This is a genomic window from Bacillus cereus (assembly GCF_002561295.1).
GTDB classification, from domain to species: Bacteria; Bacillota; Bacilli; order Bacillales; family Bacillaceae_G; genus Bacillus_A; species Bacillus_A cereus_S.
Genome location: NZ_NTUG01000005.1, coordinates 190,169 through 213,724, shown reverse-complemented (window position 1 = coordinate 213,724; position 23,556 = coordinate 190,169). Strand labels below are relative to the sequence as shown.

Genomic DNA, 23,556 nt, shown 5'->3' with positions numbered 1-23,556 from the left:
TCGACACAAAAAGTTCATGTTTTCTTCACAAATTATTTAGGAAATATGATTTAATATATTCGAGTATGAGCGTAGATTAATAGCAAAGTGAGAAAACAACATTTCTACTGTAATAATATTGCTATATAGAAGCGTATTACGTTTGTAAAGGAAAGACACGGAAGAAGGATGAAAGTTTTAAGAGGGGGTTGAAATGATGAACCATGCAACAAGTGAGCTGCATGATGAGTCAGCTATAACAAATGTGCCGGAAACAACACGTGTACAAGATTTATTAGCGCTCGTTAAGATGGGGATTGTAAACTCGAATACACTTACGGTGTTTACAGGGTTATGGTTAGCTTTACATTTTAATGGATTACATGCTGTGAACTATTTGGATAAAATGTTTTTTACAATTGTCGGTTCTGCTTTAATCATGGCAGGGTCATGTAGCTTGAATAATTATATTGATCGGGATATTGATCACTTAATGGAACGGACAAAAAATCGTCCGACAGTAACTGGAAAATATAAACCTAGTTTTGCGTTAACATTAGGTATTACTTTATTGCTTCTTGGTTTTGTGTTCTTGTTATTTACAACACCAATGGCAGCAATTATAGGTTTTATCGGTGCTTTCACATATGTTGTTTTATATTCGTTATGGACAAAACGAGCATATACACTCAATACAGTAGTAGGTAGTGTATCTGGAGCAGTTCCGCCTTTAATTGGCTGGGCAGCAATTGATCCTAGTTTAGATCATCCAATTGCTTGGATGCTATTTTTAATTATGTTTATTTGGCAAATCCCACATTTCCTCGCATTAGCGATGAAACGTGTTGATGAATATCGAAATGCAGGTATTCCAATGCTTCCTGTTGTACATGGATTTGATATTACAAAACGTCAAATCATGATTTGGACAGTATGTTTATTACCACTACCATTTTATATGAGTGGACTGGGAGTAACATTCATGGTAATTGCAACATTGCTTAACATTGGATGGATCGCATTAGGATTCTATGGATTCCGCAAGAAGGATGATATAAAATGGTCCATACAAATGTTTGTTTACTCCTTGAATTACTTGACAATCTTATTTGTGTCAATGATTGTAGTTACATTCTTCTAAGACAACGACATGAGGGGATTTCTTTACGTTGAGATTTACTTTACTTACTATAAATAAAGTACAATCTAATTCACAAAGAAAGTGGGGGTTGTTTGTATGAAGAAACAGTGGCGACTGCTTTCATTCGTTTCACTGCTGGCTTTACTGTTAGGGGGATGCGGTAAAGCCTTTCAATCTACTTTAATTCCGCAAGGTGAAGTAGCAAAAATGCAATATGATTTACTCTTGTTAGCAAGTGCGATTATGGTAGGTGTTGTACTTGTAGTTACTATTATTTTCTTATATGTAATTGTGCGTTTCCGACAAAAGAAGGGTCAAGAGGATTATATCCCAAAGCAAGTTGAAGGAAATCACAAACTAGAAATTATATGGACAGTCATTCCGATTATTCTGTTGCTAATATTGGCTGTTCCGACTGTTACATATACCTTCAAGCTTGCTGACGTAAGTGCGATGGAGAAAAAGAATATTGATAAAGATACAATCGTTGTTGATGTAACAGCGAATCTTTATTGGTGGGAATTTTCTTATAAATCAGAAAAGATAGTAACTTCGCAAGACTTAGTTATCCCCACAGGTAAAAAAGTGTACTTGAATCTGAAAGGTGCTGATATTAAACATTCATTTTGGGTTCCATCTTTAGCTGGAAAAATGGATACAAATACAGATAATGTAAACAAAATGTGGTTAAAGGCAGATAAATCAGGCACTTATAATGGTTTTTGTACAGAATTTTGTGGTCCATCGCATTCTTTAATGCAATTTAAAGTAAAAGCTGTTGATGAAAGCGAGTACAAAACTTGGATTGCAGATATGAAGAAACTTGATGGTAAGAAGGAAGTAGCTTCTACAAAAGAACAAGAAGGTAAAGAAATATTCAACAAAAGCTGTATTGGTTGTCATGCAACTGGATCAAATGATAGTAGACCACCTTCTGCACGTATCGCACCAAACCTAGCGAATTTTGCTGATCGCGATATGGTCGCCGGCATTGCTGAAAATAATGAAGAAAACCTAAAAAAATGGCTAAAGGATCCTGAAAATATGAAACCAGGAAATAAAATGACTGGTAAATATGGCAACTTAACAGATAACGAAGTAGAGGCGTTAAATGCCTACTTGAAAACGTTAAAAGTTGAGAAGTAAAGAGGGATTATTTGCGAAGGGGAGGTTGAAAGCGTGAGTTCTGTAGCAAAGAAACAGGGGATGGGTGCTGTTATATGGGATTATTTGACGACAGTAGACCATAAAAAAATTGCCATTCTCTATTTAATTGCAGGTGGATTATTTTTTATCATTGGCGGAATAGAAGCATTATTTATCCGTCTTCAATTAGCCATTCCAAACAATGCTTTTCTTGTTGGGGATGCTTACAATCAAGTATTAACAATGCACGGTACAACAATGATTTTCCTCGCAGCTATGCCGCTCGTGTTTGCATTTATGAACGCTGCTGTGCCACTTCAAATTGGGGCACGCGATGTGGCGTTTCCATTTTTAAATTCACTTGGATTTTGGTTGTTTTTCTTTGGTGGAGTGTTTTTAAACTTAAGTTGGTTTTTAGGGGGAGCACCTGATGCAGGATGGACATCTTATGCATCGTTGTCACTTGCCTCTAAAGGACATGGTGTTGACTTTTATGTACTAGGGTTACAAATATCGGGTATAGGTACACTGATTGGTGGTATCAACTTCCTCGTCACAATTATTAATATGCGTGCACCTGGAATGACATATATGCGTATGCCGATGTTTACATGGACAACATTTGTAACGTCTTCACTTATTCTCTTTGCCTTTCCGCCATTGACAGTTGGATTGGCACTACTTATGTTAGATCGCCTATTTGGTACAAGTTTCTTTAACCCGGCTTTAGGGGGGAATACGATTATATGGGAGCATTTATTCTGGATCTTCGGTCACCCAGAAGTGTACATTCTTATACTCCCAGCTTTCGGAATATTCTCAGAAATCTTCGCTACATTTTCTAAAAAACGCCTATTTGGTTACTCGTCTATGGTATTTGCAACAGTGTTGATAGGGTTTTTAGGATTTATGGTATGGGCGCATCACATGTTTACAGTTGGTCTTGGTCCTGTTGCGAATGCTATTTTTTCAGTTGCAACAATGGCAATTGCAGTTCCGACCGGTATTAAGATATTTAACTGGCTCTTTACGATGTGGGGCGGGAGTATTAGGTTTACAACGCCAATGATGTGGGCTGTTGCATTTATTCCATCATTTGTAATGGGTGGGGTAACAGGTGTTATGCTTGCTTCAGCTCCTGCTGATTATCAATTCCATGATAACTATTTCGTTGTGGCGCATTTTCACTACGTAATCGTTGGAGGGGTTGTATTTGGGTTATTGGCAGGTGCACATTATTATTGGCCGCTTATGTTTAACAGAGTATTAAATGAGACACTCGGAAAAATCACATTTTGGTTGTTCTTTATCGGGTTCCATTTAACATTCTTTATTCAACATTTCCTTGGTTTAATTGGTATGCCACGTCGTTACTTTACGTATTTACCAGGACAAGGATTAGAAACAGGAAACTTAATTAGTTCAATTGGTGCTGTATTTATGGCTCTTGGAACGATTGTTCTTTTATTCAATGTTGTGAAAACATCGTTGTCTAAAGAAAAGGCAGGCCGCGATCCATGGGATGGCCGCACATTAGAATGGACAATGCCAGCACCAACGCCAGAATATAACTTTAAGCAATTACCATTTGTTCGAGGGCTAGATCCGTTTTGGATTGAAAAACGTGAAGGAAATAAAGAAATGACACCAGCAGAGCCTGTTAGTGACATTCATATGCCAAACTCTTCATTTTCACCATTTATTATATCGCTTGGATTATTTATAGCGGCATTTGGTGCAATGTATATGCAAGGTGGAAAAGATAAGTTTTGGTTATTAGTTGCAATTATCGGGCTTATTATTACGTTTGGTGCAATGTTCTTCCGTTCAGTAATTGATGATCATGGGTATCATATTCATAAAGAGGATTTGGATGATAAGGGGGGCACAGCGTAATGCATGTAGAGGAAAAACTAACAAATGAAACATTTCCAGCAGAGCCTGAAAAAGCAACCCTTGAGGGGAAAAATAAGTTTGTCGGATTTTGGCTATTTCTTGGAGGCGAAACAGTATTGTTCGCTTCCTTATTTGGCACATATTTAGCCTTGAAAAACTCTACAAATGGTGGCCCCACTTCTCAAGAAATGTTTCAAATGCCACTTGTCTTTATTATGACGATGCTTTTGTTAACAAGTAGTTTAACAAGCGTGTATGCAATGTATCATATGAAGAACTTTAACTTTAAGCAGATGCAGCTTTGGTTAATTGTTACGGTACTATTAGGATTAGGGTTTTTAGGATTTGAGATTTATGAATTTTATCATTATACACACGAATTCAAACATACGATGAGAAGTAGTGCCTTTGGTTCGGCATTTTATGCGCTTGTTGGAACTCACGGATTGCACGTATTATTCGGGTTACTATGGATTTTAACGTTAGTATTTCGAAATGCGAAACGGGGTTTAAATTTGTATAATGCTCCAAAGTTTTACGTCGCATCTATTTATTGGCATTTTATTGATGTAGTTTGGGTGTTTATTTTCACTGTAGTATATTTAATGGGAATGGTGGGATAAACAATGGCGATCAAGCAAACAAACACAAGTAATCTGAAGGTAGATCTTGTTTATCGTAGAAGAAAAAGTGCAGAGGAAATGAGACATCAAGTGATTACATTTGGTTTAATGATTTTCTTAACGATTGTCGCTTTTGCGGCGGTTGCTTACCCGAAAACATTTAGCCCTCTTTTCTCGGTACCATTTATTTTACTATTAGCGGTTGTGCAAGTAATATTTCAATTGTATTATTTCATGCACATGAGTCATAAAGGTCATGAAGCAGCATCCTTTTTCTTATACTCTGGGTTGTTGGTAGGTTTGTTAACTGTTTTAGCTTTTATGACAATTGTGTGGATTTAAAAAGTAAAGGATAGGGAGCTTGCTGTTGTCTTGGCTCCCTTTTTCCTATGAAGGTCAGGAATTTATAATGAAAGGATAGGTATAAAAATGGGCAATTTATGGGTATTTGGATTTGAAGCTTTATGGAGTCCGATCTTTTTACTTTTTATGGTGTCTATCCTTATCGGTTATTTTCTTATTATCGGACCATATAAAAATCGGTTTCAACATGCAGAAAAGGTAAGTAAAATACAAATGTTTTATTTCACAACTGGAATTGTCCTGTTATATTTTGTGAAAGGTGGACCAATTGATTTACTGGGGCACATTATATTTAGTGCACATATGTTTGAAATGGCTGTGATGTATATTGCGGTGCCACCATTACTTTTATTAGGGATTCCAGTTTGGTTATATCGGTATATTACTTCTTTTCGTTTCATTAAAATAATATTGAATATATTTACAAAACCGCTTATTGCTCTGTTTGTGTTTAACGGACTATTTTCCATATATCACTTACCTGTTGTTTTTGACACGGTAAAGCAAAATCAAGTTGCTCATCCTATTTTTCTTGCTGTACTATTTTTTACGGCAATGATGATGTGGTGGCCGATGCTGAATCCGTTACCAGAGTATCAAACATTAAGTGAAATAAAAAAAATTGGTTACATGTTTGCAAACGGTGTATTATTAACACCAGCTTGTGCCTTAATTATATTTGCGAGTGAATCGTTGTTTGTTACATATACAGATCCTAGCGCATGGATGAAAGCGATGGAACTTTGTGTACCAGCAGGAATGCTGACAGATTTAAATATAACTGGACCAGAATTTTTACACTGGATGCCGATTGTACAAGATCAACAAACAGGTGGCATTATTATGAAAATTGTCCAGGAAATAGTGTATGGTACGATTATCGGCTATGTATTCTTTAAATGGGCACGTAAAGAACGCAAAAAAGATAAGGAACAACTACAGGCAGTGCCCCCGTATTTGCAAACGAAATAAAACAGGCATGTCCATCTGGACATGCCTGTTTTATTTACTCGATAATTTGAAATTCTTTCAATTCTTTTTCGATATTTTGCAGAAGTTGTTCACTTTTTTGAAGTACGTTTGTAGGGAAATTTTCATTCTCTCCATATTCAACGCCATGTGGATAATAATGTTTTCCTAACAGCGGAGGAAGTAATTTAACTTGTGCATGCCGCCCTCCGATTTCTCCTTCTACAGCAAATCCTTGTAATCGTAAATAGTATACATCCTTTAATATTTCAAATTTATAGTCGTATGTAACTCGCTCGTAATCCCATTGCCCGGCAAGTACAAAATGCTGATTTTGCATGACCTCTGTTAATAATGTGAAATCTACGACTGCATCTATAAGTTTTGAATTTATAAATTGCATGGAATCCCTCCTTATGTTTATTTAAAACACTCTAAATTTATAATAGTATGAATAATGAGAAATCGCAATTCATATTGAGAGAAAAGGGAGAAACACGGCTTTTTTAATGAAAGTATGATATAGTAAAAATAGTATGGTACACACAAAAGAGAAGTCCGTATTTGTGTATATCTCAATTTCGTGTTTGACCAGGAGGTATATTGTTTGAAAAAATTATTACGTATCGTAATGATTACGGTTTTTATTTTAGCAATTGATTTATACGGGAAATTACTCGTTTCGCAATATATATTACAGCCATCTCCCTCCAAACAGGAACATAAGATTATTAAGAAAAAGAAGCAAATAAATGAAGGATTCCCAGAGACAATCTCTCAATTAATAGGTGGAGATTCCGAAAGTTTATTAGCAAAATGGGGAGAGCCAGCCCGAATTGAACCTTCTGCGTATGGTTATGAGTGGTGGGTTTATAATCAAGATTTATCAAAATATGTACAATTCGGTGTTGAAGAACATAAAATCGTAACAGCTTATGTCGGCGGGAATCAATTAGATGTCGCTCCATTTCGAATGAATGAAAAATATGAAAATGCTTATAAAAAAAGTCCGTTTTCACATGAGATTTCGTTAAAAGAAGGGCGAAATACTTATCAATTCGAATTGTCTGATAATGAGATTACTGAACAACCACTTGTTTCGATTGAAGATGTTTGGGCGCAATTATATTTTGATAAATTTACACATGAACTTGTTGGAGTTCGGTACATGGATGATGAAACATTGCTTCGACAAAGACCGTATCAGCTTGTGTATTCTGGAGAATTAGAGGAAAATCAGCCGGTTGCCCCAGAAAAAATGGCACAAATAGAACAAGGGAATATGCAACAAATTTTCGATTTGACAAATATTATTCGTAGTCGTCATCAGTTACCATTATTAGTGTGGGATCAACAAACAGCTGAAGTGGCTTTAGGACATAGCAAAGATATGAAAGAGAATAATTATTTTTCACATGATTCACCGAAATTTGGAACTTTAGGTGATCGATTACAACGTGGCCAAGTTACATTTCAACTTGCAGGTGAAAATATAGCAGCACAACATACTGATGGTATCGCGGCAGTACAAGGTTGGTTGAATAGTGAAGGACATCGGAAAAACCTGTTAAATGATCAATTCACTGGATTGGGCGTTGGAGTATTTGATAAGTTTTACACTCAAAATTTCATTAGAAAATAGGAGAAGGTGCATGAATCGTTAAAAATAGGCGAACCATGCGCCTTTTTTTTCTTACAATATAGTAGATACATCTGAAGAGGTGAGGATTATGACAAAAACAAAAGGACCGTTACATCCTTCTGTTCAACAGTTTAAAGAGTTTGTAAACCGTCACCCTAAAATGGTTCATGAAGTTCGAAATGGTCAAAAAACATGGCAACAATTTTATGAGGAATGGTATTTACTTGGAGAGAAAGACGAAATATGGAAGGGATATAAAGCTGATGGAGAAGCAATTTCTCCATCAGCACAAGAAGAAATGAATGATGAAAAAGCGGCCGATTTGATGGGGCAGATGATTTCTTTTTTTAAGAAATTAGACGCAGAACAAATGCAGCAACATCTAGCTAATGTAACAAGTGCGATTGGGAGTGTGCAACAGGTTATTCAACAATTTCAAGGAAATCATACCCGACCCGAGCAAAGAACTTCTGAAAATAATCCATTTTTCTTTCGGAAAGATTAGGAGGAAAAGAGGATGAGGGCAGAACTTGTAGAATTTATAAAAGCTGATAAAGATTTAGAGCGCTATATTCGTGAGCAACCTCATTGGTATCGAAAATTATCACGTAATCCGGAAGAAAAGGAAGCATTTGAATTAGCAGCCTTAGAGTATTATAAAAAGACAATTCCAGATAAAGTTGCAAAATTTCAAAATCAATTGGCGGTTGCTTCTATTATGATTGATATGTTCCAATATATGAAGCAGCAAAATACAACGTAATTGGCAGGGGAAAACTATGTCCGTCATGCAAAACTTTTGTTACAATAGAAACAGATTATTGGAAAAAGGAGTTATAGCATGACGGAAATTTGTTTAGTACGACATGGACAAACTGATTGGAATTTTCAAGAGATTATTCAAGGACGCGAAGACATTCCACTTAATGAAGTTGGGAAAAAGCAAGCGAGTCAAAGTGCAGCTACATTAAAGATGGAAACGTGGGATGTGATGATTAGCAGTCCCTTAAGTAGAGCGCAAGAAACAGCACAGGCAATCGCAGGTGCTGTTGGAATACAGTCTATTCTTCTAGATGAGCGATTTGTTGAACGGAATTTTGGAGAGGCATCAGGAAAACCAATTCCTACAGTTAGAGAGCTTATTGCAGAGGGAAATGTAGAAGGTATGGAAACAGATGAAGAGATTGTAAATCGCTGCTTTTCTGCATTGAAAGATGTTGCACAAACACATGAAGGTAAACGTATTATTATTGTTGCGCATTCACATGCGATAAAAGCAATTTTACATGCAATTTTACCTAATGAAATTACATTTAAAACCCCATTGAAAAATGCGTGTATTAGTTACGTGAAAGTGGAGAATGGTAACTGGGATGTACTACGGTATAATATCGCTGAGCATATTTGTGTATAAGAAATTAGGATAATGCATGTTGTTCATATAGAAGGGTTCACTTTATCCCGCATTAACGGGCAATAAGACCTCCGACTCAAGATTTAGAGAAAAACGAGGTCCAGCTCTAGTGGCTAGAGTCTCCGGTCGTTTCACCCCCTCGGACGAGGTAAAAAGCGCCTCTTTGTCGGAGGCTCCAACGTCCTGTGATTGTGAGCGAGTCGCTGCCGCTTTCCTAAAGAAGGTAGGGGGGGATGAAGAAAACCCCCACTGATTAAAGTTTCACTTTATCTAGAGATGTGATATTCAAATTAGTAGTTCTGCTTTAAATGTGTTATGATGGATACTCGGAGGTGTCTCTCATGATTGTAGCGACGCTTGAAAGCGTAATGATATTAGACGAGGCAGAACAGCTTGCAAAAGCGATTGTCTGTTCAGATATAGCAGAGAGTTATCGTGAGTGTTATAAGGCGTTACAGGGAGATTTGGAGGCTCAAACATTAATTGGTCAATTTACAGTAATGAAAGAGCGATATGAAGAAGTGCAACGCTTTGGAAAATACCATCCTGATTATACTTTCGTTTCGAAAAATATGCGAGAGTTAAAACGTTCTGTAGACTTGCATGAAAAGGTAGCTGCTTTTAAAAAGGCAGAAAATGCTTTGCAAAAACTATTAGATGAAGTCAGTGTAGCAATTGGTTCTGAAGTATCATCTGCTATTAAAGTTCCGACTGGAAATCCGTTTTTTGATGCAGGTGGATGCGGAGGCGGTTGTGGCTCTGGTGGAAGTTGTGGTTGTAAAAAAACGGGGTGATGTGCCCCGTTTTTTAGAATATGGAAAGAAACCGTATACAGAACTTGTTCTACAGCGTACTATAATTTCGAAAATTTCTGATTGTTATTCTATAAGATACAAGAATATGAGTATATAAAAGGAGAAGATGGAGAAGATTATGTTCGGGCAACGACAAAGTATGATTGTTTATTTACATTCATTGAAACATGCCAAGATTTTAAGAAAATATGGTAATATACATTACATATCAAAGAGATTGAAATATGCAGTCGTATATTGTGATATGGAACAAATAGAGCATATGATGCAAAAACTAAATAAACTTCCTTTTGTGAAAAAAATAGAGCAATCATATCGCCCGTTTCTTAAAACGGAATTTGAAAATTCACGTCCAGATCGCGCGAAAGAATACGACTATAGTTAAAGAGAAAGACCCCCACTTAATTTGGTGGGGGTTTTCTTTACGTAAATCAAAATACAATGAGTATCAAAAAGTGCTACTGCATTGGAGGAATGAAATGATTCATTCGTAAAATACCGATAAGGTGATTAAAATATAATTCTTTTTCTGGGAAAATTGTAGAAGGCTTTACGGAAAAAGAAGTAACGTTTTTCCCAAGTTGTTCAGCCGTTTCTTCGAATAAAATAACTCGTTTGCTTTTTTTATTTTCAAGCATGGGAATCCCTTCGCGGCATATGTATAGTGGTTGGAAATTGCCAACCACTGTTGGTTTAAGAACAACAACAAGTGAGCATACTTTTTTGTCGTTTTTTAAAGTTTCGAATTGTAACATGTGAGATACACGATCTTTATTTGTTTTTGCAATTTCAAGTAATTCATATAAATCGGAGTAGCCTGCTCCTAGTTCAATAAAACGTTGAATCATATTATTTCCTCCTCTTTCTTTTACTGTATCATTTCATTTTTAAAATGAAAAGAAGGCAAAGAAAAAAACCCTGCAAAGCAGGGCCCTTCTTATACTAGTATGTACTAGTAAGAAGGCAAAGGGAGAGGAGAAACCGGAGGAAGAACTTATGGGGAAACGTAAGTCTTCTCCGCGGTTGGCAACAACATCGAAGGTGATGTTGTTATATTTATTTATGTCCAATCTCAATGAAGATATACATGATGAATTTAAAATTTATCGTAGGCTTTTTATTTTTCTTTCTTTTATTTTATGATAGGATAAAAAAGGTAAAGGGAGCCCTCTGTGAGTAGAGGAAATCTTATTTACAAATAATGATATAAATGTACATATGGAATATGGAAAAGTTACCATGAAATGTTACCCATTAAAATAAAATGCTATTTTTAATAGGTAGCTGATTCGGTTATCCTGTAGTGGAAGAATACCCGGAAAATAGTGGGGAATGATAGCGGTTACTCAGGTGAATAATCGCTCGATAGATTGAAATAAAGGTAGTGACAGCGAATGAGAGTAGTTTCTGGAAAATGTAAAGGGCATCCGCTTAAGGCTGTGCCAGGTAATACCACGCGACCGACAACAGATAAAGTAAAAGAATCCATCTTTAATATGATTGGTCCTTATTTCGAAGGAGGGATTGCCCTCGATTTGTTTGGAGGTAGCGGAGGGCTTGGAATCGAAGCGCTTAGCAGAGGGATTGATAAAGCGATTTTTGTTGATCGAGATAATAAAGCAGTGAAGGTCATTCACCAAAATTTAGAAAGCTGCAGAATACAAGATCAAGCTGAAGTATACAGAAATGATGCAGAGCGTGCTGTAAAGGCTCTGATTAAACGTGAATTATCATTTGACCTTATCCTGCTAGATCCACCATACAAAGATCAAAAGATTATTTCATTAATCAGTGTCATGGATCAACATGGATTATTGAATAAAGATGGATTGATTATGGCGGAACATGGGAATGAGGTAGTCTTACCTGAGGAAATAGGGGAACTTGTAAAGGTAAGGGCGGAAAATTATGGTATTACGGCGATTTCGATTTATAAGTATGAAGGTGAGGGGACCGAATGACAAGTATAGCGATTTCTTCAGGGAGTTTTGATCCAATAACTCTTGGACATTTGGATATTATTAAAAGGGGCGCGAAGGTGTTTGACGAAGTTTATGTTGTTGTTTTAAATAATTCTTCTAAGAAACCGTTCTTTTCCGTAGAAGAGCGCCTAGAGTTAATTCGAGAAGCGACAAAAGATATTCCGAACGTAAAGGTTGATTCACATAGTGGATTGTTAGTTGAATATGCAAAAATGCGCAATGCAAACGCGATTTTACGTGGTTTACGTGCCGTGTCTGATTTTGAATATGAGATGCAAATTACATCAATGAATCGTAAATTAGATGAGAATATTGAAACCTTTTTTATCATGACGAACAATCAATATTCATTTTTAAGTTCAAGCATTGTGAAGGAAGTAGCTCGTTATGGTGGGAATGTTGCTGGGCTTGTTCCCCCTACTGTAGAGCGTGCCTTAAAAGAAAAGTTCCAAACCCCGTTAAGATGAACGGGGTTTTTCTCTGTTTATTATGCGTAAGAATAATAAAATAACGTATACATATAAGCAAAATAGTGTAAAGGTAGGGCCGTAGTAAAGTAATATTTCCCAAGCATTTGTAAGGAGAGAAGAATGCTTGGATAAAAATACAGGAATATCTTGTTGGTTTGGTGAAAAAGAATGTAATTTTTCATAAAGTGGTACCCAAAATATAAAAGTATACAGTGGAGCGAGAATACTTTGAATCATTCTTGCGAAAAAATATGGTTTAAAGCGAATATCAGTTTCGGCCAAAATACTGGCTACTTGAGCTTGAATAGAAAGACCACTAAATGCGAGAATAAAGCTTGTCACCATAGCTTGTTCAAGAATTGTAGTCTGAGTGGTTTGGCTAATCATTTGGCTACCTAGTGTCATTTCGAAAAGTCCTGATAAGATGGGAATGCTAAAGTGTGGTGATAATTGGAAGAAAGTTAAAATATGTTGCATAATAAAAGCTAGTGCTGCTGTGAGTTGGAAGACTGTAATCATTTTATTTAAAACGGAGAATAAAATAATAAATCCACCAATCATGAGTAAAGTTTGAATAGAGGAGATAATTGCGTCGCCAAGTAGTTTTCCAATTGGTCTATTCTCTTGTAAACGTGTCTCATGAAGAATTGAAAAAGCGTGTTGTAAAGAACGTTTTTGAGTGGATTGTTTTTCTTTTATGTAAGTATTGTTAGTACCGTAAAAACGCATCAGCAATCCGACAGTAAAGTTGCTAAGGTAATGTGCAGCGGCTAGTATGAAACCTAATTTTGGATTGTTAAAAAAGCCAATAGAAACAGCTCCAAAAATAAATAATGGGTTAGAAGAGTTTGTAAATGATACGAGTCGTTCTGCTTCAATTTGTGTGAGCTGATTACTTTGTCTTAGCCTGGCGCTTAATTTGGCGCCTGCGGGAAAGCCAGAAGCCATTCCCATTGCCCAAACAAAACCGCCAATACCAGGCACACGAAAGAGTGGACGCATAAGTGGTTCTAATATAACACCAATAAATTTCACAACACCAATACTAATTAAAAGCTCCGCAACGATAAAAAAAGGTAATAGTGAAGGAAAGACAACTTCCCACCATATATTTAATCCGCGAATAGAAGATTGCAAAGCGGCCTGGGGGTGAAGTACGAGAGAGAATGTTAGAAATAGCATCGTTATGGTGAGAAAAGCTGTTTTCCATTTTTCATACATTTTAACGTAGCCCCCTTTGTCCCAAAAATGTTCATTTCAGTATACGTGGATACATGGTGAGTTTAGACCATAAGTATGAAAAAGAGGATGAAAAAATTTTAAGGGTGAGAGAAATGAATGAACCGAAAATAGGCTTAGCTCTTGGATCTGGAGGTGCAAAAGGTTTTGCACATGTAGGAATTATTAAGGTGCTCCGCGAAGCAAATATTCCTATCGATATGATCGCAGGAAGTAGTATGGGCGCATTAATTGGGACATTTTATGCGGCCGGTTGTAACGTTGAGAGGCTTTACCGAATGGCGACTGTATTTAAAAGAAAGTACTACTTGGATTTTACTGTACCGAAAATGGGATTTATTTCTGGAAAACGTGTAAAAGATATGATTAAAATGTTTACATATAATAAAAAAATAGAAGAGTTAGATATCCCAACTGCGGTTGTGGCCACTGACATTTTGAAGGGAGAAAAGGTTGTATTTACAAGCGGTTCTATTGCTGATGCGGTGAGGGCAAGTATTTCCATTCCAGGGGTGTTTGTACCAGAGAAAATAGATGGGCGTTTATTAGTAGATGGTGGGGTGATTGATCGTATTCCTGTCTCTGTTGTCAAAGGATTAGGCGCTGATATTGTAATTGCGGTAGATGTATCTCCTATTAAGGTGAATGGAGACGTTACATCCATTTATGATGTTATTATGCAAAGTATTGAAATTATGCAACATGAACTTGTTGTTAATCGACAAATTGCTTCAGATTTAATGATGCGTCCGGCGGTAGAACAGTTTAGTTCTCGTGCTTTTACTCATATTGAAGATATTATTCGAGTTGGCGAACAAGAGGCTGAAAAACATATTCAGAAAATTAATTTGTTAATTGAGCAGTGGAAGGAGAAAAATAATGTTTAAGCGTTTTCGGTTTATATATGCAATTTTAATTGGAGTTATATTGGCAATGTTACTAGTCTATGTACGCCTTCCATATTATGTAACGAAACCAGGTATGGCAGCAAAATTAGAACCATATGTACAAGTTGAAGGTGGAAAGAAAGAATCAGGTGATTTTATGCTCGTGACAGTTTCAATGGGGCCTGCGAATATTATAAATTTAATAGCTGCCCAATTTAATAAATATAATCATATTTCTAAAGCGGAGGAAATTTTACAAAAAGGCGAGAGTGATGAGGAATATCAGTTTCGCCAAACGTATGCAATGAAAGAATCCCAAAATGCAGCGATTTATAATGCTTATAAACGTGCAAATCGTTCCGTTTCCCTTAAAGAAAAAGGGGTATTAGTTGCTGGGGTTGCTAAAAATATGTCCGCCGAAGGAAAATTAAAACTTGGGGATGTAATTGTTGCTGTCGATGGTCAGCCTTTTGAGGCGATAGAGCCATTTATTGCGCACATGACAGGAAAAAAAGAAGGGGACGTAGTAAATGTTGAATATATTCGAGGGGAAAAGCGTTTATCGGAAAAGTTAACGCTAAAACAAATTCCTGATGGCAAGGGGCGTGTGGGAATTGGTGTTTCAATTGCTCCTTATAAGGAATTAGTAGTAGATCCAAAAGTGAAAATCGATTCACATGAAATTGGAGGTCCCTCGGCGGGATTAATGTTTACATTAGAAATTTATAATCAATTAATTGAAAAAGATATGACAAAAGGTCATGAAATTGCTGGGACAGGAACCATTAATGAAAATGGAGAAATTGGTCCGATTGGTGGTATTCAGCAAAAAGTTGTAGCAGCTAGTGATGCAGGGGCGGAAATATTTTTTGCTCCAAATGAAAAAGGGGCGCCAAAGTCGAATTATAAAGAAGCGCTTGTAGCAGCGAAAGATATTAAAACAAAGATGAAAATTATACCGGTAGATACGCTAGATGATGCGTTAGCATATTTAGAAAAAATGCCAGAAAAAAAGTAAACCTCTCGTTCTAGAGAGGTTTTTTTACAAAAAATTATTTGTTGTTTCATCATACCGAATAGGGTGGTGCGTTATATCTTTTTGTATACATTTTGTACGTAAAGGTTCTTGGAGTGCTGACAAATAAACTGCACTTGCTTTTCGATCTATATCTAGAACCGGATGCCTGAATGTTTTCGTATGAGTAAGAAGCGGGAGTCCTAGATTTTTTTTATGTTTCGAAAGATAAGTTTGTCCTTTTTGTGACATACCAAGTAAACGGATATATGGTGCATGTTGTTCTATATGTGCTTTTTCCATTTCTTCTTTTGTTGTATTCGTTAAAATATGTGTACATGCTCGTTGTAATCTAGTCCATGTATAGCGCTTCGTTTTTAATGCTTCCATGAAAGTAAGAAACGAAGAACTTTTATGTATTTGTGATAAAATACGATGCTCCAACCCTTCTTCTATTTCATATATATGTTGTAATTCCTTTGCAGACATCGTAAGAAGTTTGTATTTGAAAAATGGGAAATAACTCTCCCAGCAATGTAGCGTATGATATGTTTGTTTATAGCATTCTAAAAGAGATGCAGTATCATTTGGTACAAATGGATAGATGGTTTTGCATGAAAGGTTGTTACTAAATAATTGTTTGCGAATGCTAGTTGCACTTGCGATATGATTATCTTGAAAGGTTTCATCATGGTAATGGGAAGCAAACCTTTCAATGGTATGTGCATGAATTGAACTCTTTTGCGAAAGAATTGCTTCGACGTAATGTAAGCCTAATATATTATTTGGTTGGGACATATCAATCGTATTGACGTCCGATAAAATTTGTGAAAAGGCTTGGGAAGTTGCTTTTGCATAGCTGTTTCCAGCGTTCATAAATTGCTGCACAAGTTGATTGAAAGTATCTTTTTCTTTTTGGCGTAACGAAATGGTGTTATAGAAATTTTGAACGTCTCCATCCTCACTGCCGAAGCAAATTTCAGAAACGCCAAGGGCATCTAAAATAGAGATAGCTCCGTTAGCGAATGTTTCGGCTTTTTGTGTTGCAAATGCATAAGGTAGTTCAACAACAAGATCTATACCGCCAGCTAGAGCCATCTTGGTTCGATACCACTTTGATACGAGGGCTGGTTCACCACGTTGTAAAAATGATCCGCTCATGACAGCGATTGTAACGTCAGACTGTGTTAACTTTTTTGTTTGTTGCACATGATAAACATGACCGTTATGAAAGGGGTTATATTCAACAATAATACCGCTTGCCTTTATGATAATCTCTCCTTTCGATGTAGCATCTTTTCTAAAAACATGATAATCTATATATTATTTCCTATAATGACTTCATTATAGTGTAAAGAAAAAACATTGACAAATATAAAATGGCTAGCTATAATTTTGTTTGTTGCCTTGAGGTGATATGATATGAAATGGTCCATCCATCAATTGAACAAATTGAGACATAAAGGATTGACTTTGGATGAGATGGTAGATGTAAGTGAGCTAAAAGAAGTCGAGAAAGAAATTCGCGAAATTAATCCTGTTCATGTAACAGGTAGAGTTGATTTTGGTTCCAGTAAGTTTACGTTTCATCTACATATAACTGGAAACATGGTGTTGCCATGTTCTCGCTCTTTAGTAGATGTAACATTACCATTTGACATTAAAACAACTGAGGTGTTCCAAACTTCAGCAGAAGAGTACGAAACGGAAGCGGAAATCCATTGCTTAGAAGGAGAAGTACTTGACTTACTCCCTATAATCAAGGAGAATATACTTTTGGAGATTCCAATGCAAATTTTCAGTGATGATGTTTCCGGTGGAGCACCGACGCAAGGTCAAGACTGGCAAGTGATTTCGGAAGAAAGCAAAGAAAAGCCTGTTGATTCAAGGTTGGCAGGACTTGCAAAGTTTTTTGACAAATAATCGGAAGACTGGTTCAGGCCTTCATATGAAAATAACTATTTCTTTTAAGGAGGTGGGAAGAATGGCTGTACCTTTTAGAAGAACTTCTAAAACAGTAAAAAGAAAGCGTCGTACGCATTTCAAATTATCAGTACCTGGTATGGTAGAGTGCCCAAGCTGTGGTGAAGCGAAATTAGCTCACCGTGTATGTAAAGCATGCGGTACTTACAAAGGTAAAGAAGTAATCAGCAAGTAATTGCAAAAAATAAACGCAGAAGATATTCTTCTGCGTTTATTTTTTTTTGGTTTTTTTTCTATTAGAGGTAAGAAGAGATTTTTAGTATGCCTTTTGACAATCATTATGAAGTGAAAGGGGAAAGAAAAATATATTCTTTACATGTTCGTATTCTATCTTTTCTAGTAACAGCATATGTTTAATAAAAAATGCATAGGGAGGACTAGAGGAATGGCGACAACAAGACAAGATGCATGGACTGATGATGAAGATTTGCTTCTGGCAGAAGTGGTACTCCGGCATATTCGTGAAGGCGGAACGCAACTTTCCGCATTTAAAGAAGTGGGTAGACATTTATCTCGTACACCCGCAGCATGTGGGTTTAGATGGAATTCTTACGTTAGAAAGCAATACAAGGAACGTATTGAAGAGGCGAAACAGATTCGAAAGGTAGAAAATTATGAAGTAAGACAACCGAAAGAGGTGGATTTTCCGCCTGCATCAATTACATTAGAGGATGTAATTACTTTTTTACAAAAATATAAAGATGAAAAAGAAGGAATGGAATTTCAACAAAAAATTGAATTGTTGCAAAAAGAAAAAGAACAACTTCTTCAGCGTTTAGCTGTATATGAAGAAGAGTATCGTACGTTGCTTGATTATATCGATCGAAAAAGAAGTGTGATGGTGTTGGAAGCAAAAGGAAGGGATGCAATTCATGGGCATGAAACATTAGAAAAGTTGAAAAAATAAAAACAGCTGAATAACAGCTGTTTTTATTTTATGCGGATTCTTCGTTTGTAACCGCATTCAAATTAGTTTCTGGGTGCCAAATATAAAATTCTCCATCAGCCGTTGATACTTGCTTGAAATTTTGTTTATCCCAAAACGTAGCAGATTGAATGCGAGCTGTTGTTTTGATTGGAAATTGCAGTTGTTTTGCATAGTTCACAAGCATTTGACCGAAACCTTGTTTTTGAAAGTTTGGTAACACTTCAAGTTTTGAAAGCTCTACATAAGATCCAGTAATCTCAAAATTTGATTCATCATGTTTTCTCATGTATAAGCTCATACGTGCGATAAGGGATCCGCCGTAATAAATACCGTAAAAAGGAGACTCGCTACCGTTTTCGATAATATTTGCCTGTAATTCTTCAAACATGGAGAGCTCTTGAGCACCACAGCCCTTAAATTTTTTAAATTCGTCTAACGTTTTATAATTGATGAGCAAGCGCTCAACTTTTGGGAATGTCATTAGATCACATCCTTTTCTTGTTTTTATAAAATAAAGAAAAGTATAAATATTTTCAATAATATTATAACTCATTTTTTCATTTTTATGAAGGAAATCGAATATTTCTTTCAGTATTTTTTTTTAGTATTTGCTACACTAGTCATAGGAAGGGAATTTATACATATTTATGAAATGTACTTTCGATTGTTGGAATATGAATACGATATAATCGATGGCAGGACAAGTATAGAGAGGGGGGAATCAGAAGATCTCTAATTACTGGAAGGAATGTATTTCTTTTCGTACTCGTTAGGAGCTTCTGAAAGAGAGATGAAAATCGGGATTGTTGGTCCAGGAGCGATTGGACTGCTTTTTGCGTTTTATTTAAAAAAGAACAAACAGGATGTTACCTTATTTACAAGAACGGCAGAACAAGCTGAAACGTTAATGGAGGAAGGGATAAGTTGCCTTCGTAAGGGAGAGCTGGAAACGGTATTTATAAGTGCGATGCCAGTAGAGAATATTGTGGGCGAACAAATGGATTGTTTATTTATTTCTGTAAAACAATACCATCTAGTGAATGTACTTCCTTTCATACAAGAACAAAGCCGGATTGTTTTTTTACAGAATGGCATGTCTCATCTAGATATCTTGCAAGAAGTGAAGTGTGACAATGTAGCAGTCGGGATTGTGGAGCATGGGGCAAAAAAAGAAAATGAATATACAGTGAAGCATACAGGAATAGGGATTACAAAATTTGGTGTGGTACATGGTAATTTGTCTCAATTTGAGTCACTATTAGATTGTTTTTCTTCAAAATATTTTCCTGTAAAAGTAGAAGAAGATTGGAAAGAGATGATGTGTGATAAGCTTGTAATAAACGCCTGCATTAATCCGCTAACAGCTTTATTTGGTGTGCGAAACGGAGAGTTACTGTCGAATCCTTATTTTTATAAAGTGATGCAGCAGACATTCAAGGAGGTTGTATTCCTTGTAGGAGAGGAAGAGAAAGAAGAGTTGTGGCAATTAGTTTGTCGTGTATGTGAAACAACAGCTAGTAATACATCTTCTATGTTAGCTGATGTAAGAGAGAATCGAGAAACAGAAATTGATGCTATTATTGGTTATGCAATCGAAGAAGCGAAGAAACAACAAAAACAAGTCCCCACACTGCAATTTTTATACAATTCAATAAAGGGGTTAGAAGTATAAGAGATATTCTTTGCTTTTACATGAAACATTGACTACAATTTGGATTGGTGAGAGAACAGGATAGGAAAGGAAGAATTATATGGAGATAAAAGAAATCTCTGTTCCACTACAAGGTGTTGTGGCGGACTATATGAAGGGTAAGAAAGAAGTGCAGGCATACTTCGATTATCCGTTAACCGAAGAGGGATTCGGACAACGTCTGCATGACTTGCGTGATAAGAAGTTTTCCCGACAAGACTTAGTGGCACATTTATTAGAATATAATACTCATTTACATGCTGGAGAAGATACTCTTCGGAATATAGAGGCGCTAGCGAATGAAAATACATATGTTGTTGTTGGCGGACAACAAGCAGGGCTATTAACAGGGCCTCTTTATACGGTACATAAAATCATCTCGATTTTACAACTTGCCAAAGAAAAAGAAGCGAGTTTAGGAGTACGTGTTGTTCCTGTTTTTTGGATTGCTGGTGAGGATCATGATATCGATGAAATCAATCATGTATTTGTAATGAAAAATAAAAAAATAAAAAAGACAATTTTCCATGATCGCCATCCTAAAAAGGCAAGTGCGTCTGAATCTGAGCTTTCGATAGAAGACTGTAGAAAATGGATTCAAGAAATTTTTAAAACATACCCAGAAACGAATTTTACAAAGGATGTATTACAGTTTGTTGAAGACGCTTTGCAGAATTCTCGTACGTATGTAGACTTCTTTGCGCGTCTTATTATGAAATTGTTTGCGGATTCAGGTTTGATCCTTGTAGATTCTCATCATCCTGTTTTACGAAAGCTGGAAGTGTCCTTCTTTAAACAAATATTAAGTCGGTATAAAGAAGTGCAGACGAGTCTTCAAAACCAACAACAATTAGTCAGGGAGCAAGGATATAAACCGATTATTGAAACGAAATCAAATACGGTACACATATTTATGCAAATTGATGAAGAACGTGTATTGTTGGAAGAAGAGGATGGGAAATTTGTTGGGAAAAGTGGTATGTATTCATATTCGTATGAAGAATTGATAGCGGAAATGGAGAAAAATCCAGAACGTTTTAGTAATAATGTTGTAACAAGACCACTTATGCAAGAATATCTATTCCCGACATTGGCATTTATTGGAGGGCCGGGTGAAATTGCTTACTGGAGTGAATTGCAGCAAGTATTCCACGTGTTTGGTTTTCGTGTGCCACCAGTTGTTCCAAGACTCACAATGAGTTATATGGAACGCGATATTGTTACAGATTTACATGATTTGCAATTACAAGAGAGTGAGCCGTTTCTAAATGACATAAGTAAGTTACGTGAAGCGTGGCTTTCTAACCGAATAGAAGAACCGATTGATAAGCAGTTTATAGAAGCGACGGAGCGAATGATGGATGCTCATATCTCTTTACAAGCGTTTGTAAAAAAAGTAGATCCAGGGCTACAATCGTTTGCTCAGAAGAATGAAAGAAAAATTAAAGAGCAAATTGAGTTGCTAGAAAGAATGTTAAAGCAGAGCGTTGAGAACAAACATGAAGTAGAGTTAAATAAATTCCGTCGTGTGCAATATGCGCTTCGTCCATTAGGTGTGCCACAAGAACGGGTATGGAATATATGCTATTATTTAAATCAGTTTGGATTAGACTTTGTTGAACGTGTGATGAAGCAACCTTACTCTTGGGATGGAAAACATCATGTTATAAAATTATAAAATCTTGCTCTTAGGAGCAGGATTTTATTTTTGATTTGTGGAATTAACTGTAAAGTATTTTTTCTGAATTATCAAACGAAATAACAATTGTGTAATCTTGGTAATGGAACACGTGCATTTGACAAAATAGAACAAAATGTAAACGTATTATTGTGCTTTTCGACATGTTTTTATTTAATTTCCCGCAAAAAATGATAAAATTTAGTATATAATAAAGTAAGACTGCGATTTGTGGATATTAGATTTCCACTGACGCTAAGTTGGATGTGATATGTTTTCGGAGTATGAATTTCCCAACACATTGTGTGGTTTATTAAACGAAACAAGGAGACATTTAACTTAATTATTTTGCAAAAAGTAGGTGCAACAATGTTTAAACACGTAACAGTTCTTTTAAAAGAAACAGTAGATGGTTTGGATATAAAACCGGGCGGTACATATGTAGATTGTACGCTAGGTGGTGGAGGCCATAGTTCTTATTTATTATCCCGACTAACAGAGGGAGGGAAATTAATTGCATTTGATCAAGATGAGATTGCGATTCAAAATGCGAAAGAAAAATTTTCTTCTTATGGTGATCAATTTGTAACAGTGAAGAGTAATTTCCGCTATTTATCAGAAAAACTACAGGAACTAGGAATAACAGAAGTAGATGGTATTTTATTTGATTTAGGTGTTTCATCCCCACAATTAGATACACCAGAGCGTGGTTTTAGCTATCATCATGATGCACCCTTAGACATGAGGATGGATCAAGATGCCTCATTAACGGCATATGAAGTTGTGAACAACTGGTCATATGAACAACTCGTAAGAATCTTTTTCCAATATGGTGAAGAAAAATTCTCAAAGCAAATTGCAAGGAAAATTGAGGCATACCGTGAGAATAAGACGATTGAAACAACAGGAGAGTTAGTGGAGTTAATTAAAGAAGGAATTCCTGCTCCAGCGCGTAGAACGGGAGGGCATCCTGCTAAACGAGTATTCCAAGCGATTCGGATTGCTGTAAATGACGAATTGAAAGTGTTTGAAGAAGCGCTAGAATCTGCGATTAAAATGGTCAAGCCAGGTGGAAGAGTTAGTGTCATTACGTTCCATTCGTTAGAAGATCGTATTTGTAAAACAACATTTAAACGAAATAGTTCAACGCCGCAGCTTCCTCCAGGGTTACCGATTATCCCAGATGAATTTAAGCCAAAACTAAAGCTCATTACACGAAAGCCGATTTTACCTTCTGAGGAAGAGCTAGAAGAAAATAATCGAGCGCGTTCTGCAAAGTTACGGATTGCTGAAAAACGATAAAAAGGAGAGAGAGGTATGACAAATTTAGCTGTAAAATATAAACAGCAACAAGTGCAAGAACAAGTACAAGAACAAACTCAAGTTCCACAGCAAAAAGTACAGCCAAAGGTAAAAACAAAGATTACAAGAATTGAAAAAATGATGTATGTGGCTTTTGTTGGGTTTTTATTATATGCTTGCGTTGCTTTTATTGGAAATAAAGCGGGGTTGTACCAAGTGAATGAGAAAGCAGCGAAAATAGAGAACTCAATTGTGGAGCAACAAAAAATAAATCAAGAATTACAAGCTGAAGTAGAAAACTTAAGTCGCTATGAGCGTATCGCAGAAATTGCAAAAAAACACGGGCTAGAAATTAATGCGAATAATGTGAAAGGTTTACATTAATATAGTAGGT

At 36.3% G+C, this 23,556-nt stretch carries 28 protein-coding genes; 23 read left to right on the top strand and 5 right to left on the bottom strand.

The window, feature by feature from the left end:
• Positions 1-196 precede the first annotated feature (196 nt).
• The 6 genes from cyoE to ctaG all read left to right on the top strand — a co-directional run bounded on the left by cyoE (position 197) and on the right by ctaG (position 6,120).
• Complete coding sequence (gene cyoE, locus CN373_RS04500) at positions 197-1,120, top strand: heme o synthase (protein ID WP_001015048.1); 924 nt, start codon at positions 197-199, stop codon at positions 1,118-1,120.
• A 96-nt stretch (positions 1,121-1,216) separates the two neighbouring features.
• Complete coding sequence (gene coxB, locus CN373_RS04495) at positions 1,217-2,266, top strand: cytochrome c oxidase subunit II (protein ID WP_000745275.1); 1,050 nt, start codon at positions 1,217-1,219, stop codon at positions 2,264-2,266.
• Positions 2,267-2,326: 60 nt separating this feature from the next.
• Entirely contained in the window at positions 2,327-4,162 is a 1,836-nt protein-coding gene (gene ctaD, locus CN373_RS04490; protein WP_176538696.1) for a cytochrome c oxidase subunit I, read from the top strand.
• The gene (gene ctaE, locus CN373_RS04485) at positions 4,162-4,785 is read left to right on the top strand and encodes a cytochrome c oxidase subunit III (protein WP_000557899.1); all 624 of its coding nucleotides are present in this window, start codon (positions 4,162-4,164) and stop codon (positions 4,783-4,785) included. The genes ctaD and ctaE overlap by 1 nt, the downstream gene beginning before the upstream one ends.
• Before the next feature lie 3 nt (positions 4,786-4,788).
• Positions 4,789-5,127, top strand: coding sequence for a cytochrome c oxidase subunit IVB (ctaF, locus tag CN373_RS04480; RefSeq protein ID WP_000985709.1), 339 nt, complete (start codon positions 4,789-4,791; stop codon positions 5,125-5,127).
• Positions 5,128-5,214: 87 nt separating this feature from the next.
• Complete coding sequence (gene ctaG / locus CN373_RS04475) at positions 5,215-6,120, top strand: cytochrome c oxidase assembly factor CtaG (protein ID WP_098358885.1); 906 nt, start codon at positions 5,215-5,217, stop codon at positions 6,118-6,120.
• Between the two features lie 34 nt (positions 6,121-6,154).
• On the opposite strand, the gene CN373_RS04470 is transcribed toward ctaG, so the two are convergent.
• Positions 6,155-6,520 (bottom strand): YugN family protein, encoded by a 366-nt coding sequence (locus CN373_RS04470; protein ID WP_001159663.1) that lies wholly within the window; start codon positions 6,518-6,520, stop codon positions 6,155-6,157.
• Positions 6,521-6,724: 204 nt separating this feature from the next.
• Here CN373_RS04470 and CN373_RS04465 point away from each other — a divergent pair, with 204 nt between their 5' ends.
• The 6 genes from CN373_RS04465 (at position 6,725) to CN373_RS04440 (ending at position 10,373) form a co-directional block, all read left to right on the top strand.
• Positions 6,725-7,759: a CAP domain-containing protein gene (locus CN373_RS04465; RefSeq protein ID WP_000735397.1), complete on the top strand. Its 1,035-nt coding sequence runs from the start codon at positions 6,725-6,727 to the stop codon at positions 7,757-7,759.
• 88 nt (positions 7,760-7,847) lie between these two features.
• A complete protein-coding gene (locus tag CN373_RS04460; protein ID WP_000167918.1) occupies positions 7,848-8,264 on the top strand; it encodes a YlbD family protein in 417 nt (138 codons plus the stop codon).
• Between the two features lie 12 nt (positions 8,265-8,276).
• Positions 8,277-8,522, top strand: a complete 246-nt coding sequence (locus CN373_RS04455; RefSeq protein WP_001200998.1) for a YlbE-like family protein — start codon at positions 8,277-8,279, stop codon at positions 8,520-8,522.
• 78 nt (positions 8,523-8,600) lie between these two features.
• Positions 8,601-9,173 carry a histidine phosphatase family protein gene (locus tag CN373_RS04450; RefSeq protein ID WP_098358884.1) on the top strand — a complete coding sequence of 191 codons (573 nt, stop codon included), beginning with the start codon at positions 8,601-8,603 and terminating at the stop codon, positions 9,171-9,173.
• A 341-nt stretch (positions 9,174-9,514) separates the two neighbouring features.
• Complete coding sequence (locus CN373_RS04445; RefSeq protein WP_000634368.1) at positions 9,515-9,967, top strand: YlbF family regulator; 453 nt, start codon at positions 9,515-9,517, stop codon at positions 9,965-9,967.
• A gap of 139 nt (positions 9,968-10,106) precedes the next feature.
• Positions 10,107-10,373, top strand: a complete 267-nt coding sequence (locus CN373_RS04440) for a YlbG family protein (protein WP_026049165.1) — start codon at positions 10,107-10,109, stop codon at positions 10,371-10,373.
• Between the two features lie 73 nt (positions 10,374-10,446).
• On the opposite strand, the gene CN373_RS04435 is transcribed toward CN373_RS04440, so the two are convergent.
• Complete coding sequence (locus tag CN373_RS04435) at positions 10,447-10,836, bottom strand: DUF7147 family protein (protein WP_000616002.1); 390 nt, start codon at positions 10,834-10,836, stop codon at positions 10,447-10,449.
• A gap of 546 nt (positions 10,837-11,382) precedes the next feature.
• On the opposite strand from CN373_RS04435, the gene rsmD reads away from it, so the two are divergent.
• Both rsmD and coaD read left to right on the top strand, forming a co-directional pair.
• Complete coding sequence (rsmD, locus tag CN373_RS04430; protein WP_001266991.1) at positions 11,383-11,949, top strand: 16S rRNA (guanine(966)-N(2))-methyltransferase RsmD; 567 nt, start codon at positions 11,383-11,385, stop codon at positions 11,947-11,949.
• A complete protein-coding gene (coaD, locus tag CN373_RS04425; protein WP_000200600.1) occupies positions 11,946-12,437 on the top strand; it encodes a pantetheine-phosphate adenylyltransferase in 492 nt (163 codons plus the stop codon). Before rsmD ends, coaD begins: the two co-directional genes overlap by 4 nt.
• Here the strand turns inward: coaD and ylbJ are convergent.
• Positions 12,429-13,661, bottom strand: a complete 1,233-nt coding sequence (gene ylbJ / locus CN373_RS04420; RefSeq protein ID WP_000273107.1) for a sporulation integral membrane protein YlbJ — start codon at positions 13,659-13,661, stop codon at positions 12,429-12,431. The genes coaD and ylbJ overlap by 9 nt on opposite strands.
• A gap of 113 nt (positions 13,662-13,774) precedes the next feature.
• Here ylbJ and CN373_RS04415 point away from each other — a divergent pair, with 113 nt between their 5' ends.
• Positions 13,775-14,566 carry a patatin-like phospholipase family protein gene (locus CN373_RS04415; RefSeq protein WP_033664780.1) on the top strand — a complete coding sequence of 264 codons (792 nt, stop codon included), beginning with the start codon at positions 13,775-13,777 and terminating at the stop codon, positions 14,564-14,566.
• Positions 14,559-15,584 carry a SepM family pheromone-processing serine protease gene (locus tag CN373_RS04410; protein ID WP_000476292.1) on the top strand — a complete coding sequence of 342 codons (1,026 nt, stop codon included), beginning with the start codon at positions 14,559-14,561 and terminating at the stop codon, positions 15,582-15,584. Before CN373_RS04415 ends, CN373_RS04410 begins: the two co-directional genes overlap by 8 nt.
• 24 nt (positions 15,585-15,608) lie before the next feature.
• Here CN373_RS04410 and CN373_RS04405 read toward each other — a convergent pair whose 3' ends face one another.
• Positions 15,609-16,850 carry a nucleotidyltransferase gene (locus CN373_RS04405; RefSeq protein WP_111901828.1) on the bottom strand — a complete coding sequence of 414 codons (1,242 nt, stop codon included), beginning with the start codon at positions 16,848-16,850 and terminating at the stop codon, positions 15,609-15,611.
• Positions 16,851-17,003: 153 nt separating this feature from the next.
• Between CN373_RS04405 and CN373_RS04400 the strand changes: the two genes are divergently transcribed.
• The 3 genes from CN373_RS04400 to CN373_RS04390 all read left to right on the top strand — a co-directional run bounded on the left by CN373_RS04400 (position 17,004) and on the right by CN373_RS04390 (position 18,471).
• Positions 17,004-17,504: a YceD family protein gene (locus CN373_RS04400; RefSeq protein WP_098358883.1), complete on the top strand. Its 501-nt coding sequence runs from the start codon at positions 17,004-17,006 to the stop codon at positions 17,502-17,504.
• 61 nt (positions 17,505-17,565) lie between these two features.
• A complete protein-coding gene (gene rpmF, locus CN373_RS04395) occupies positions 17,566-17,739 on the top strand; it encodes a 50S ribosomal protein L32 (protein ID WP_001984764.1) in 174 nt (57 codons plus the stop codon).
• Positions 17,740-17,949: 210 nt separating this feature from the next.
• Positions 17,950-18,471, top strand: coding sequence for an RsfA family transcriptional regulator (locus tag CN373_RS04390; protein ID WP_000246471.1), 522 nt, complete (start codon positions 17,950-17,952; stop codon positions 18,469-18,471).
• Positions 18,472-18,499: 28 nt separating this feature from the next.
• Here the strand turns inward: CN373_RS04390 and CN373_RS04385 are convergent, their stop codons facing one another.
• Complete coding sequence (locus CN373_RS04385; protein ID WP_000143833.1) at positions 18,500-18,973, bottom strand: N-acetyltransferase; 474 nt, start codon at positions 18,971-18,973, stop codon at positions 18,500-18,502.
• A 309-nt stretch (positions 18,974-19,282) separates the two neighbouring features.
• On the opposite strand from CN373_RS04385, the gene CN373_RS04380 reads away from it, so the two are divergent.
• From CN373_RS04380 to ftsL, 4 genes are all read left to right on the top strand, one after another.
• Complete coding sequence (locus CN373_RS04380; RefSeq protein WP_033664782.1) at positions 19,283-20,164, top strand: 2-dehydropantoate 2-reductase; 882 nt, start codon at positions 19,283-19,285, stop codon at positions 20,162-20,164.
• Between the two features lie 79 nt (positions 20,165-20,243).
• Positions 20,244-21,860: a bacillithiol biosynthesis cysteine-adding enzyme BshC gene (gene bshC / locus CN373_RS04375; RefSeq protein WP_098358882.1), complete on the top strand. Its 1,617-nt coding sequence runs from the start codon at positions 20,244-20,246 to the stop codon at positions 21,858-21,860.
• Positions 21,861-22,229: 369 nt separating this feature from the next.
• Entirely contained in the window at positions 22,230-23,162 is a 933-nt protein-coding gene (gene rsmH / locus CN373_RS04370; protein ID WP_033664784.1) for a 16S rRNA (cytosine(1402)-N(4))-methyltransferase RsmH, read from the top strand.
• A gap of 15 nt (positions 23,163-23,177) precedes the next feature.
• Complete coding sequence (ftsL, locus tag CN373_RS04365) at positions 23,178-23,546, top strand: cell division protein FtsL (protein WP_000182810.1); 369 nt, start codon at positions 23,178-23,180, stop codon at positions 23,544-23,546.
• The last annotated feature ends 10 nt before the right edge of the window (positions 23,547-23,556 follow it).